Here is a 13108-nt window from a genome sequence, read left to right as displayed (position 1 = left end):
CATGGGAGAAGTGCGCTGCGTCGGCGTCGAGGTCGCGCGGGGTGCCTTCCGCCTGGGGCCGGTCGACCTGGTGATCGGCCCGGGGGTGACGGTGCTGGTCGGTCGCAACGGCGCCGGGAAGACCACCTTGCTCCGAGCCGTCGTGGGGCTGGTCCCGACCGCGGCCGGCACGATCGAGATCGGCGGGTCCGCTCAGGGGGAACGCCGGGCACGCGCGGGCCTGATGCGCCGGATCGGCTACGTCCCCCAAGGCGCCGAGGTGCCGGGCGGCGCCCGGGTGGTCGACCTCCTGCGCTACGCAGCCTGGCTCAAGGACGTGCCACGCCCCGAGGCAGAGGCTCGTGTTGCCGAGGCGCTCGACGAGCTCGACGTCGCCCACCTGGCAACCCGCCGGGCGAGGACGCTGTCCGGCGGTGAGCGGCAGCGGGTCTCGATCGCGATGTCCCTCGTGCACCGTCCCGTACTGCTCGTGCTCGACGAGCCGAGCGTCGGGCTCGACCCGGTCCAGCGGGTCGCCCTGCGCGGGCTGGTCGATCGGCTGGGCAGGACCCGGGCGGTCGTCGTGAGCACGCACGTGGTGGCCGACATCGACGAGCACGACGACACGGTGGTCGTGCTCGATGCCGGCACGGTGACCTTCACCGGCTCCGCCGACGGCGTCGCGGCCCGCGCCCGCCCCGGCGACCACGGCGCGAGCGATCTCGAGCGCGGGCTGTGGCGCCTGCTGGGATCCGGCGGATGAGCCGGGGATCGCGAGCGCGCTACCTGCTGGGGACGTCGAGAGCGACGCTCGCTGTCGTCCCGATGCTCGTCGCCGTCGGCTACGCCGTCCTGCCGAGCCTCACGCTGTGGCGCGGCGACTGGTGGTGGGGGTTCAACCACGCCCTCCAGGCGGTGCCGGTCGGAGTCGTGCTGACGGCCTTCGTCGCCGGGTGGGATGCCGGCGCCCCGGGCTCCGGACACCGGGCCCTGCGCGACCGCGCGCCGGTGGCGGGTTGGCGGACCCACGCGACGCTGCTGCTGCCTCCCTTCGCGGCCGCTGCGGTGCCCTACCTGCTCGGCGTCCTCGTGGTCGCCGTCGCGACCGTGACCTCCGACGGGGTGGTCGATCCGACCGCCGGTCTCGTGGTGCTCGCCCACCTGTCGATGTTCGCGCTGGCGGCCACGGTCGGTGTCGCGGCGGGCGGCGTGGTGTCCTCGCCCTACGCCGCCGTCGCCGCGACCGCGGTGCTGGGTGCGCTCCTGTTCTGGTCGGTCCCCGGCGGCTGGTCGCTGTTCGCCTTCCCCGGCACCGCCGGGCCCGCGGTCGAGCAGGCGGCGATGTCGAGCCGGTACGGCGTCACCGTCCTCGGCCTCCTCCTGGCGGCGGTCTGCCTCACGGCCCCGGCGCTCCCGCTCGCGGCGCGCCGCGTCACCGTCGCGGGTGGCGTCGCGGCGGCGGTGGGTGCGCTCTGGGTGTCGTCGCTCGTCGTCTCGCCCGACCTGTACGTGTCGTCGGGCGAACGGCCCACCCGCTGCCGGACGAGCTCGATCACGGTGTGCGTCTACCCGGGCTACGACCGGCTGCTCCGGCCGGCCGCCGACAGCCTCGAGCGCGCCCTCGACGTCGCAGCGACGCACGGCGTGCCGCGGGCGAACTTCCCCGCTCGCTACGAGCAAGGGGGGAACCTGCGCTCGCCCGAGGGCGTCGGCGAGCTGGTGGTCGGGACGAGGTCGCTGCGCGACCGGACCCTCGATGCCGACGCCGTCGTGCAGTCGCTCACGACTCCACTGTGGTGCGCCGAGATGTTCGCCAACCTCCCCCCGCTGCCCCTGCTCGGGCGCCGTGACCTCGTCGCCGACTGGTTGTACCTGATCGGCGGTGCGCTTCCCCAGGAGGAGTTCCTGGTCTGGCACCCCGAGCAGCAGGGCCGCCGTCCGGACCAGGTCGCCGCCGCCGTCCGCACCGCCCTGGCCGAGATCCGCACGTGCACCAACACCTGACCACCCGCCGGTCCCGCGTCCCCGAGACGTTCCGCGTGGTCGGCTTCCACCTCCGCCTGCGCCCGTGGACGGCGCTGTGCCTGGCCGGCTGCCTCGCCGTCCTGCTGCTCAGCGCCGGGCACACCGTGCCGAGCCTCCAGGACGACGTCCGGGTCCCGCGGCCGCGGGCGAGCCTGCCCGTCGGCTGCGCGGTGGCGTCGTTGGTCGTGCTGCTGGTCCGTCCCGTCCTCGACGGAGCCGAGCGGCTCGCCGCGCGCGACCTGCGCGCGGCCCGGCTGGTGCTGCTGGTGGTCGTCGTCGGGGGAGCCGGGGGCGCCGCCGGGGCGCTGACCCCGCTGCTCGCCGTACCGGCGGTGGGAGTGCGTTGCCTGACGCTGGCCGGCGCGCTCGTCGGGATCGGCCTGGTCGCGGGTGTCGCCGGGCTGTTCTGGGGGCTCGCAGTGCCGTGGCTGTACGTCCTGTCGGGACTGGCGTTCGGCTACGGCTCGACGATGGAGCACGGCACCCTCACCGTGCGGCCGTGGGCGTGGCTCGTCGCGGAGCAGGTGCCGGCCGGCGCGGAGCTCGCCGTCCTCGCCGGGGGAGTGCTGGTCGCGGCCGCGGTGCGCCCCCGCGGGACCTGAGGAGTCGGGCCCGGGACAGGGCGAAAGTCCCGACTCCCTTTACGCCCCTCAGCCACCCCCGCGCCGCGCCGAAAGAACGGTCGTGGACGACGACGCCGAGATCATCGCCGAGTTCCTCGTGGAGTCCCACGAGAACCTCGACCAGCTCGACCGCGACCTCGTCGAGCTCGAGCGCCAGCCCGACTCGCGGGAGCGCCTGTCGAGCATCTTCCGCACGATCCACACGATCAAGGGGACGAGCGGGTTCCTCGCGTTCAACCGGCTCGAGGCGCTGACGCACGTGGGGGAGACCCTGCTGTCGCGGCTCCGCGACGGCGAGACGGAGATGACGCCGCCGATCGCCGAGGCGCTGCTCAGCATGGTGGACACCGTCCGCGCACTGCTCGGCGCCATCGAGCAGAGCGGGACGGACGTCGACCCGGCCGTCGCCGTCGACCCCGTCGTCGCGGTCCTGGAGGGACTGCTCGCCGAGCCCGCGCCGCCGGTCGAGACCCCCGAGCCGCCGGTCGAGACTCCCGAGCCGCTGGCCGAGACGCCCGTCCCGCCGGTCGAGCCTGTCGAGACCCCCGAACCCGAACCCGTCGAGACCTCGGAGCCCGAGCGCCGCACCGTCGTCGACGCCTCGGTCCGCGTGGACGTCGACCTCCTCGACGACCTGGTCGACCTGGTCGGCGAGCTCGTGCTCACCCGCAACCAGCTCCTCCAGCGCAGCCTCGGCTCGGCGGACGTCGAGCTGGTCCGCGCCAGCCAGCGTCTCGACCTCGTGGCGAGCGAGCTGCAGGAGTCGGTGATGAAAACCCGGATGCAGCCGATCGGCCAGGTCTGGTCGAAGCTCCCGCGGGTCGTGCGCGACCTGTCGCACCAGCTGGGCCGCGAGGTCGAGCTGGTGATGGAGGGCCACGAGACCGAGCTCGACCGGAGCCTGCTCGAGGCGGTCAAGGACCCGCTGACGCACCTGGTGCGCAACTCCCTCGACCACGGCATCGAGCCCCCCGACGTACGACGGGCCGCGGGCAAGCCGGGCAAGGGCACGCTGAGCCTGCGCGCCTACCACGAGTCCGGCCAGGTCGTCGTCGAGATCGCGGATGACGGCAAGGGCATCGATCCCGCCAGGATCGGGGCGATCGCGGTCGAGCGCGGGGTCATCACGCGCGACCAGCTCGCCCGGATGGAGCAGCGCGAGGTGCTCGGCCTGATCTTCCGGCCGGGCTTCTCGACGGCGGCGGCGGTCTCCAACATCTCCGGCCGCGGCGTCGGCATGGACGTCGTGCGCACGAACATCGAGCGCATCGGCGGCAGCGTCGACGTCGCCTCCGAGCCCGGCAGGGGGACGACGACGCGCGTGCGGATCCCCCTGACGCTGGCGATCATCCCCGCACTGGTGGTGGGGGAGGGCGGTGAGCGCTACGCGATCCCGCAGGCCAACCTCGTCGAGCTCGTCCGCATCGAGGGCGACGACGTACGTCGTCAGGTGGAGCGTCTCGCCGGGGCGGCCGTGCTGCGGCTGCGCGGCAAGCTGCTGCCGCTGGTGTCGCTCGCCGAGACGCTCGGTGGTGCGCAGCCCGCGCCCGACGAGGCGCTCACGGTGGTGGTGCTGCAGTCCGACGACGTGCGCTTCGGCCTGTGCGTCTCGGAGGTGCACGACACCCAGGAGATCGTGGTCAAGCCGATCGGTCGCCAGCTCAAGGGCCTGGCGACGTACGCCGGCGCCACGATCATGGGCGACGGGCGGGTCGCGCTGATCCTCGACGTCGCCGGGATCGCGAGCACCGCGGGCGTCTCCGCCGTCCCGGACGAGGCCGCCGACGTCCGCGCGAGCGCGGGCGACGACCGGCAGGCGCTGCTCGTCCTCGAGGTCGCCGACGGACGCCGTGCGGCGCTGCCGCTGGCCGCGGTCGCCCGGCTCGAGGAGTTCGCCCAGGACCGCGTGGAGCGCAGCGGGACGGCCGAGGTGGTGCAGTACCGCGACGGCATCCTGCCGCTGGTCCGGCTCGCGGCGGCGATCGGGCTGCCCGACACCAGCGACCGCGGCGAGCAGATCAGCGTGGTCGTCCACGAGACGTCCGATGCGGCCGCCGGTGCGGTCGGGATCGTGATCGACCGGGTCCTCGACGTGGTCGAGGTGGCCGTCACGGCGAGCCAGGTGGGCCGTCGCTCCGGCGTGAGCGGCAGCGCCGTCGTCCAGGACCGGGTCACCGACCTCGTCGACCTGGCCGCGGTCGTCGCCCGCTCGGGGGTGTCGGCGTGAGCACCAGCACCAGCACCGAGCAGCTGTGCACCTTCTGGGTCGCCGACCTGCTCTTCGGCGTCGCCGTCGAGGAGGTGCAGGAGGTCATCCGGCACCAGCCGATGACGCCGGTGCCGCGCGCGGACGAGGCGGTCCGCGGCCTGATCAACCTGCGCGGCCAGATCGTCACGGCGGTCGACCTGCGCGTCCGGCTCGGCCTCCCCCCACGGGACGCCGAGCAGCTCCCGATGAACGTGATCGTCCGCAGTCGCGGCGAGGTGGTCAGCCTCCTCGTCGACGACATCGGCGACGTCATCGACACCGCCGGCGTGGATCCCCAGCCGGCGCCCTCGAACCTGCCGCGAGGAGTGCAGGACGTCGTCCGCGGGGTACGCCCGCTGCCCGACGCCATCCTGCTCGTCCTCGACGCAGACCGTGCGGTCGACGTCGTGACCGCACCCGACACCCCCGGAGGAAACCCGTGACCGAGATCCTGGACGCGCCGGTGAACGGCACCGGTCCCGCCAAGAGGACGACCAAGGCAGCGGCCGCGGCCGCGACGGCCGTCGTCGACTACACGCTGTACGACGCCATGGAGGCCGGTGCGTTCGTCGTCGCGCCCGACTACACCATCCGCTTCGTCAACAGCAGGGCGCGGCGCGAGATGGCCGCCGGCGGCCCCGACATCCCGCAGATCGACCCGGACACGCTGATCGGCATGTCCTTCGAGGTGATCTACGCGCACCCCGACCACGGCGCCGCGATCACCGCGACGCCCGCCCGGCTGCCGCTGAGCGACCAGGTGACGGGCGAGAGCACCATCCACGACGTCCTGCTCAGCGCCATCCACGACGCGTCCGGGACGTACGTCGGCGCGCTGGTCACCTTCGAGGACGTCACCTTGAAGGTGCAGGCCCAGCGCGAGATGGCGATCGCCACCTCGATGATGGAGAACTCGCCGACGAACATGATGTTCGCCGACCGCGACTTCGTCATCCGCTACATGAACCCGGCCTCGCTCGAGACGCTGCGCGGGCTCGAGCAGCACCTGCCGGTGCGCGCCGACGAGGTCGTCGGCTCCAGCCTCGACGTCTTCCACAAGAGCCCGGCCTACCAGCGCGGTCTGCTCGCGAGCGCCGACCACCTGCCGCGGCGCGCGGACATCCAGGTCGGTCCGGAGACCCTGGACCTGCTGGTCTCCGCGATCCGCGACAGCTCCGGCGAGTACGTCGGCGCGATGGCGACCTGGGACGTGATCACCGATCGGCTGCGCGTCGAGCGCGAGCGCGCGGAGTCCGCGGCCGACACGTCCGCGGTGAACAAGATCCTCGCCACGCTCGGCTCCGCCACCGACGTCGAGGCCGCCGTGCAGAGCACGCTCGACACGCTGCGCGGCGAGTTCGGCTGGGCCTACGGCTCGTACTGGAAGGTCGACCCGGCCGACCGGCTGCTCAAGTTCGACCGCGAGTCCGGCGACGCCGGTCCGGAGTTCCGCCGGGTGACGATGCAGGCCTCGTTCGCCGAGGGGATCGGCCTGTCCGGCCGCGCCTGGGCGCAGCGCGACCTCTACTTCACCCGCGACATCGGCGAGATGACCGACTGCGTGCGGGCCCCCGTCGCCCAGCAGGTCGGCGTGAAGTCGGGCGTCTGCTTCCCCGTCATCGTCGACGGCGACGTCGTCGGCACGATGGACTTCTTCGCCACCGAGACCCTCGAGCCGAGCCCGCAGCGACTCGAGGCGCTGCGCAACGTCGGCCGCCTGGTCTCGCAGGCGATCGGCCGGATCGAGCGCGAGACCCGCGAGCGCGCCGAGGCCGCCGTCCTCACCGGCAAGGTGCAGCAGATGCTCGACGTCGTCTCGGCCGCGGCCGACGGCGACCTCACCCGGAGCCTCGACATCGAGGGCGACGACGAGGTCGGCCGGGTCGCCGCCGGCCTGCGGGCACTGCTCGGCACCCTGCGCACCAGCATGGGCAACATCGGCGGCACGGCCGAGTCCCTGGCCGCCGCGGCCGACCAGCTCACCTCGCTCTCCGAGGGCATGGGCGAGGGCGCGACGACGACGTCCGACCGCGCGGCGTCCGCGTCGAGCGCGTCGGTCCAGGTGTCGGCGTCCATCCAGACCGTGGCGACCGCCGCGGAGGAGATGACCGCGTCGATCCGCGAGATCGCCAAGAACGCCACCGAGGCCGCGACCGTCGCCACCGACGCCGTCACCGTCGCCTCCGAGGCGCAGGGCACCGTCGCGTCGCTGGGGGAGTCGTCCGCCGAGATCGGCCAGGTCATCAAGGTGATCACCTCGATCGCCCAGCAGACCAACCTCCTCGCCCTCAACGCGACCATCGAGGCTGCCCGCGCCGGCGACGCCGGCAAGGGCTTCGCCGTCGTCGCGAACGAGGTGAAGGAGCTGGCCAAGGAGACCGCCCGCGCGACCGAGGAGATCGGTCAGAAGATCGAGGCCATCCAGAGCGACACCCAGGGCGCCGTCTCCGCGATCAGCCGGATCGCCGATGTCATCGCCCGGATCAACGACATCCAGTCGACGATCGCCTCCGCGGTGGAGGAGCAGACCGCCACCACCAACGAGATCGCCCGCTCGGTCACCGAGGCCGCCGCCGGCGCCAACGGCATCGCCGAGGACGTCACCCAGGTCGCCACCGCCGCCGCGGACACCCGCGTCGGGGCGGAGCAGACGCTGACCTCCGCGACCGAGCTGACCGGGATGGCGGGGGAGCTGCGGGAGATGGTGGGCCGGTTCACCCTCTGAGCGGGGGGACTTGACCGACAAAACTCACGCTTGACCGATGATCCTTCGTCGGTCAAGCGTGAGTTTCGCCGGTCGACCGGCGAAACTGGCGCCGGGCCTCAGCCCACGCGGCGCTCCGCGCCATACCCCGCCGCCACACCGGCCGGACCGGCGGGCGCGGCGGGCACGGCGGGCACGGCGGGCGCGGCCACGGTCGCGGACTCCGCCCCCCGCAGCCGGACGGCGAGCAGCGCGGCCTGCGTGCGGTGCTGGAGCCCGAGCCGGCTGAGCAGCCCGGTGACGTGGTTCTTGACGGTCTTCTCGGCGAGGTAGAGCTGCTCGGCGATCTGCCGGTTGGTCATGCCCTCGGCGATGAGGAAGAAGATCTTGCGCTGCTGCGGCGTCAGCTCGCACACGACGTCGAGCGAGCGGCGCTGCATCTCCATCTGCTCGACGACCCGGCTGGCGACGGCGGGGTCGATGAGCGAGTGGCCGCCGGCGACGAGCTTGATGCCGTTGAGGAGGGAGTTGCCCTCGATCTTCTTGAGCACGTAGCCCGACGCGCCCGCGAGGATGGCCGCGGAGATGGCGTCGGGGTCGTCGTACGTCGTGAGGATCAGGCCCTTGATCTCGGGGTCGACGGCGCGCATCTCGCGGCACACGTCCACGCCGGTGCCGTCGGCGAGGTTGGCGTCGAGGACGGCGACGTCCGGGCGCAGCTCGAGGATCTCGCGCAGGGCGACGCCGGCGCTGCCGGACTGTCCGACCACCTCGAGCTCGGGGTCGGTCGCGAGGAGGCTGGCGACGCCCCGGCGGACGACCTCGTGGTCGTCGACGATGTAGACGCGGATCGGATTCTGAGCGGGCACGGAACGATTCTGGTGCACCGCGCCGAGAACATCGAGACCTGTCACCAAGGTCCGGCCGGTGGACCCAGGTGACTGGTCAGTTAGGACTAGTCACCGGGTGTCGATCGACCGGGGTGGGAGTGCGCTCAGCGGACGCGGAGCTCGGCCAGCGCCGCGGACACGTCGCGCTCGCTGCGCCGCAGCGCCTCGAGCAGGGCCACGATGTCCTGGGTGGTGAGGCGGTCGTCGCCGTCGGGGGGAGCGAGCCACTCGTCGGCCTCGGCAGCGGTGATCCGGGTCCCGATCTCGATCCGGTACGACGTGTCGGCGAGCTCGAACTCGAGGTCGGCCACGACGGCGGTGAAGTGCTCGTCGGCCTCCGGGTCGTGGACGATCACGTGCTCGCCCTGCTCGAGCCCGCGGAGCAGCCCCTGCGCCACGTGGCTGACCGCCAATGAGCGACTGCGACGCGTGAACGGGCTCAAAGCCACGACGATCTGCTCCACCACGACCTCCGCCGGAGAGACTCCGGATGCTGCGGGCGCCTCGTGCGCCCTTCCACTAGTAGAACCCTCGAACGACCGGTCCGTTATGCGAATCGATGTCCTCTCCTTGGTGATTCTTCGTAACCAGGGTGACTAGTCATTCCGGGTGGTGCACTTCCCTGAAAAGCGCTATGGTCGGGGGAACGTTGAACGCCACGTGGCCAAGCCCACCGCCACACCGCTTCCGATTCCCGGGAGTAGACCGTGTCCACCGTTTCTTCTGTCAAACCTCTGAACAGCCCGACGATTCCGTCCGCAACGGGAGCAGCAACACCGGCCGTCAGCTCGGCCGAGCGCAAGGCCCGGACGGCCGAGCTCCTCGCCCTGGCCCGTGATCTCACCGGCCCCGAGCGCGATCGCCTCCTCGAGGAGGTCATCGTGCTCAACATCCCGGTCGCGCGTTCCCTCGCGTCGCGCTACCGCAACCGCGGCCAGAGCCTCGACGAGCTCGAGCAGGTCGCCTGCCTGGCCCTGACCCGTGCGGTCCAGGGCTTCGACCCCGAGCGCGGGGACGACCTGCTGGTCTTCGCCGTGCCGAGCATCCTCGGCGAGCTCAAGCGGCACTTCCGCTCGGTCTCCTGGGCGGTCCGGCCCCCGCGCCGGATCCAGGAGATCCGGCCGCGGCTGGTCGCCGCCGAGGAGGAGCTCACCCAGCAGCTCGGGCGGCCGCCGCTGCCCGAGGAGCTGGCCACGGAGCTCGACTGCCCGGTCGCCGAGGTCGAGGAGGCGCTCTCGTGCGGCGACCTCGCCCACGCGGCGTCGCTGGACGAGCCGGTGGCCGCCACCGGCAGCCCGCTCGGCGACCTGCTGCCCGACGAGGACCCGGGCTTCGAGCACAGCGAGGCGGTCGCGATGCTCGGGCCGGCCTGTCGCCAGCTCAAGCCGCGCGACCGGTGGATCCTGCAGATGAGGTTCTACGACCAGCTCACCCAGCAGGAGATCGCCGACAGGCTCGGCGTCACCCAGGTCCAGGTCTCGCGCCTGCTCCAGCGGATCTTCACCGATCTGCGGCGCTCGCTCGGCCCGGACCACTCGCCGCACCACGCCGCCTGACCCGCGGACACGACGACGGTCCGCCGATACGGTCCCCGACACGCTCGAGGGACACCATCGGCGGACCGTCGTCGCTCACGACTCCTGCGCGCGCTTCTTCTTGCGCTTGGCGCGGTCCTTGTGGCTGTCGTCGCACCACGGCAGCCGGTCGGAGCGACCGCACCGGCACACGGCGACGACGGAGCGCTCGACGGCCGCCACCGAGCCGTCGGCGCTGACGACCTCGTCGGCGCCGCGGACGAGCAGCGGCCCGCCCGGGCACTCGACCACGCTCACCCGCCGCTTCATCCCGCCTCCCGGCTGGTCCGCTCGGCCCGGTCGGCCTGCCACCCCTGGAGGAGGACGTCGCCCGCGAGCCCGTCCACCGCGAGGCAGGCGAGCGCGCCCAGCATGATGTCGTCGGTCAGGTCGGGCTCGTCCTCGGCCAGCCGGGCGCAGATGCCGCGGATCGCGAGCTGCTCGTGGATGGCGTCGGCCTCGACGTGCTCGTCGTAGTAGGCCGCGACCTCCTCGGGCAGCCGCAGCCGTCGCGCGCCGCGCAGGATCCGGTCGCAGGGGATGGAGCTCGTCGCCTCGAACGCGGCCAGGTGGCCCATCGCGGCGCCGCGCAGGCGCCGGTTGAGCGCGAACAGCGACATCACGTTGACCGAGGCGAGCGTGGCGCCCTCGGCCTCCTCGACGTACGACGTCAGGTCGGTCGTCATGCCGAGCGAGGTGAGCGCCTGCGCGAAGAGCAGCTGGTGCTGGCGCGAGGGCTCGCCGGCGCCGTACTCGTCGTTCTGCAGCTCGGCGAGCGCCGTCTTCGCGGCGCCGCTGATCCGGGGGAGCACGAAGCTCTGCGGGTCGGACTCGCGCAGGTGGTAGACGGCGCGCTCGCGCAGGTAGGAGCAGAACTCCGCCCGGGTCGCGCGGCGGTGCAGGAAGCGCGCCACCTCCGAGGGCCCCGACGCGGTCGTGAGCTTGACGAGCGCCCGGGTGATGTCGCCGTCGGGCACGCTCACCGGTCCGACGAGACGGCGCACGGCGTGCTCGAGCGTGCGCTCCAGGGCGGCGCGGCTGACGATGAGCAGCGGGTCCCACTCGACCTCCGGCGGCACGTCCTCGAAGCCGCCGTAGTGCAGCTCGTAGAGCATCCACAGGGCGAGCTGGAAGTCGCGGTCGGTGAGGGGGTACTCGACATCGCCCATCGCGCGCGGCTCGGCGACCGCGTGCGGGCCGTCCGGCCGGGCCCGCAGCGCGCGGACCACGCCCTCGCTCAGGGGGCCGCAGGGCTCGGGGAGCCGGATCATCCGGTCCGCCCCTCCCACTGCGCGCCCCAGATCAGGCGGGCCAGCGCCCAGCGGAGCTGCTGGACCAGGACCCCCGTCGTGCTGCCCGATCGGGGTTCGGGATAGTTGCCGTCGCAACGCGCATTGCGGTACATCTGACCTCCTCGGTGGTGGTTGCGGAGTACCCCGGCCCTGTGCACACATACGGCGGAGGAAGACATGACGACGCATCGGGTGGAAGGACCGCGCCAGACGGGCCGGTTCGTGTTCCACGTCGCCTCGGAGAAGTGGGAGTGGGACGACGACGTCTACGTGATCCACGGCTACGAGCCGGGCGCGGTGGAGCCGACCACCGAGCTGGTCATGGGGCACAAGCACGAGCTGGATCGCGAGGTCGTCGAGCAGACCCTGGCCGAGGCCGTCGACGACGGCGCGCCGTTCAACGTCTACTACCGGCTCCTGGTGGGCGACACCGTGCGCAACGTCGTCCTCTGCGGCGAGGGCGTGTACGACGACGGCCGCACCAGCGGCAAGGTGGACCGCCTGGTCGGCTACTACCTCGACCTCACCCCCGAGCTCGAGGCCGAGACCAGCGCCGCTGCCGATGCCGCGGTCGCCGCCTCGGCCAAGGCGCGCGACACCATCGAGCAGGCCAAGGGCATCCTCATGCTCGGCTACGGTCTCGACGCCGATGCGGCGTTCGCGATGCTCAAGTGGTGGTCGCGCAACCGCAACGTGAAGGTGCGGGAGGTCGCCGAGCGCCTGATCCAGGTGGCTCGGGAGGGGCATGTCAGCCACCCGGGCCTGCGCCGGTTGCTCGACGCACTGCTCGACGACCTCACCGCCAGTCGGTCGCAGTGACCGGCTCCGCGGGCCGTACCCGGGTCGGCGGCCGGCATCCGGGTAACGCCCGTGAATGACTGACGAGACCCCCTTCCCTGCCCAGCAGCAGACGCCTCCGGGGCGGACCGACGAGATGGATCCCGTGCCCGACCACGGCGAGGACAGCTACGTCGGGCACGGCCGGCTCGAGGGCCAGGTCGCGCTCGTCACCGGCGGCGACTCCGGCATCGGCCGCGCCGTCGCGCTCGCCTACGCCCGCGAGGGCGCTCACGTCGCCTTCACCTACCTGCCCGAGGAGCAGGACGACGCCGACGCCACCACCGCCTTGGTCGAGGACGCCGGCCGCCGCGCCCTGCCGCTCGCGCTCGACCTGACCGAGCGGCCCGCCTGCGACGAGGCCGTCGCGCGGACCGTCGCCGAGCTCGGCGGGCTCGACGTCCTGGTCAACAACGCCGGCTACCAGATGGCCCGCGACCACGCCGTCGACGACCTCAGCGACGACCGCATCGACCGGACCTTCAAGACGAACCTCTACGCCCTCATGTGGCTGGTCCGGGCGGCCGCGCCGCACTTGCGCAAGCGACCCGGCTGCATCGTCAACAACACCTCGATCCAGGCGTTCGAGCCGTCCGAGACGCTGCTCGACTACGCCGCGACGAAGGCGGCGATCAACAACCTGACCGTCAACCTCGCCGCCTCCCTCGGCAGCGACGGCGTCCGCGTCAACGCGGTCGCGCCCGGGCCCATCTGGACGCCGCTGCAGCCCGCGACCCAGGAGCCCGAGAAGGTCGAGCGGTTCGGCGTCGACACCCCGCTGGGCCGGGCCGGGCAGCCGGCCGAGGTCGCGCCGGCGTTCGTCTTCCTCGCCTCGCCCGGCGACGCGTCGTACGTGTCGGGGACGGTGCTGGGCGTGACCGGCGGGAAGCCCGTCTTCTAGCGGGTCGCGGCGAATGCGGCTCGGGACGACGGGTA

At 72.8% G+C, this 13108-nt stretch carries 14 protein-coding genes; 9 read left to right on the top strand and 5 right to left on the bottom strand.

Annotation, left to right across the window (positions count from 1 at the left end; all coding sequences use genetic code 11):
- Nucleotide 1: 1 nt before the first annotated feature.
- The 6 genes from BM223_RS23620 to BM223_RS23595 all read left to right on the top strand — a co-directional run bounded on the left by BM223_RS23620 (nucleotide 2) and on the right by BM223_RS23595 (nucleotide 7600).
- A complete protein-coding gene (locus BM223_RS23620; protein ID WP_075018733.1) occupies nucleotides 2-742 on the top strand; it encodes an ATP-binding cassette domain-containing protein in 741 nt (246 codons plus the stop codon).
- On the top strand, nucleotides 739-1983 hold the full coding sequence (locus BM223_RS23615) for a hypothetical protein (protein ID WP_141267127.1): 1245 nt from the start codon (nucleotides 739-741) through the stop codon (nucleotides 1981-1983). The genes BM223_RS23620 and BM223_RS23615 overlap by 4 nt, the downstream gene beginning before the upstream one ends.
- Nucleotides 1968-2606: a hypothetical protein gene (locus tag BM223_RS23610; protein WP_038677135.1), complete on the top strand. Its 639-nt coding sequence runs from the start codon at nucleotides 1968-1970 to the stop codon at nucleotides 2604-2606. The genes BM223_RS23615 and BM223_RS23610 overlap by 16 nt, the downstream gene beginning before the upstream one ends.
- Before the next feature lie 82 nt (nucleotides 2607-2688).
- Nucleotides 2689-4854, top strand: coding sequence for a chemotaxis protein CheA (locus tag BM223_RS23605; RefSeq protein WP_038677136.1), 2166 nt, complete (start codon nucleotides 2689-2691; stop codon nucleotides 4852-4854).
- Nucleotides 4851-5318: a chemotaxis protein CheW gene (locus tag BM223_RS23600; protein WP_038677137.1), complete on the top strand. Its 468-nt coding sequence runs from the start codon at nucleotides 4851-4853 to the stop codon at nucleotides 5316-5318. The genes BM223_RS23605 and BM223_RS23600 overlap by 4 nt, the downstream gene beginning before the upstream one ends.
- A complete protein-coding gene (locus tag BM223_RS23595; protein WP_235319135.1) occupies nucleotides 5315-7600 on the top strand; it encodes a methyl-accepting chemotaxis protein in 2286 nt (761 codons plus the stop codon). The genes BM223_RS23600 and BM223_RS23595 overlap by 4 nt, the downstream gene beginning before the upstream one ends.
- A gap of 98 nt (nucleotides 7601-7698) precedes the next feature.
- Here the strand turns inward: BM223_RS23595 and BM223_RS23590 are convergent, their stop codons facing one another.
- Together BM223_RS23590 and BM223_RS23585 are read right to left on the bottom strand one after the other, a co-directional pair.
- Entirely contained in the window at nucleotides 7699-8448 is a 750-nt protein-coding gene (locus BM223_RS23590) for a response regulator (RefSeq protein WP_075018732.1), read from the bottom strand.
- A 125-nt stretch (nucleotides 8449-8573) separates the two neighbouring features.
- Entirely contained in the window at nucleotides 8574-8933 is a 360-nt protein-coding gene (locus BM223_RS23585; protein ID WP_141267126.1) for a hypothetical protein, read from the bottom strand.
- A gap of 243 nt (nucleotides 8934-9176) precedes the next feature.
- On the opposite strand from BM223_RS23585, the gene BM223_RS23580 reads away from it, so the two are divergent.
- Entirely contained in the window at nucleotides 9177-10025 is an 849-nt protein-coding gene (locus BM223_RS23580; RefSeq protein WP_082003556.1) for a sigma-70 family RNA polymerase sigma factor, read from the top strand.
- Nucleotides 10026-10100: 75 nt separating this feature from the next.
- On the opposite strand, the gene BM223_RS23575 is transcribed toward BM223_RS23580, so the two are convergent.
- Genes BM223_RS23575 through BM223_RS29325 form a run of 3 tightly spaced genes read right to left on the bottom strand, consistent with a single transcriptional unit; the run spans nucleotide 10101 to nucleotide 11448 of the window.
- On the bottom strand, nucleotides 10101-10301 hold the full coding sequence (locus BM223_RS23575; RefSeq protein ID WP_235319138.1) for a CDGSH iron-sulfur domain-containing protein: 201 nt from the start codon (nucleotides 10299-10301) through the stop codon (nucleotides 10101-10103).
- Between the two features lie 8 nt (nucleotides 10302-10309).
- The gene (locus BM223_RS23570) at nucleotides 10310-11314 is read right to left on the bottom strand and encodes an iron-containing redox enzyme family protein (protein ID WP_038677140.1); all 1005 of its coding nucleotides are present in this window, start codon (nucleotides 11312-11314) and stop codon (nucleotides 10310-10312) included.
- A complete protein-coding gene (locus BM223_RS29325) occupies nucleotides 11311-11448 on the bottom strand; it encodes a hypothetical protein (RefSeq protein WP_158510177.1) in 138 nt (45 codons plus the stop codon). Before BM223_RS29325 ends, BM223_RS23570 begins: the two co-directional genes overlap by 4 nt.
- Nucleotides 11449-11512: 64 nt before the next feature.
- Between BM223_RS29325 and BM223_RS23565 the strand changes: the two genes are divergently transcribed.
- Both BM223_RS23565 and BM223_RS23560 read left to right on the top strand, forming a co-directional pair.
- Nucleotides 11513-12154, top strand: a complete 642-nt coding sequence (locus BM223_RS23565; RefSeq protein WP_082003557.1) for a PAS and ANTAR domain-containing protein — start codon at nucleotides 11513-11515, stop codon at nucleotides 12152-12154.
- A 55-nt stretch (nucleotides 12155-12209) separates the two neighbouring features.
- The gene (locus tag BM223_RS23560; protein WP_038677141.1) at nucleotides 12210-13073 is read left to right on the top strand and encodes an SDR family oxidoreductase; all 864 of its coding nucleotides are present in this window, start codon (nucleotides 12210-12212) and stop codon (nucleotides 13071-13073) included.
- The last annotated feature ends 35 nt before the right edge of the window (nucleotides 13074-13108 follow it).

This window comes from Pimelobacter simplex, assembly GCF_900114845.1.
In the GTDB taxonomy this organism is placed as follows: domain Bacteria; phylum Actinomycetota; class Actinomycetes; order Propionibacteriales; family Nocardioidaceae; genus Nocardioides; species Nocardioides simplex.
This window is presented reverse-complemented; position numbering and strand designations above follow the sequence as displayed.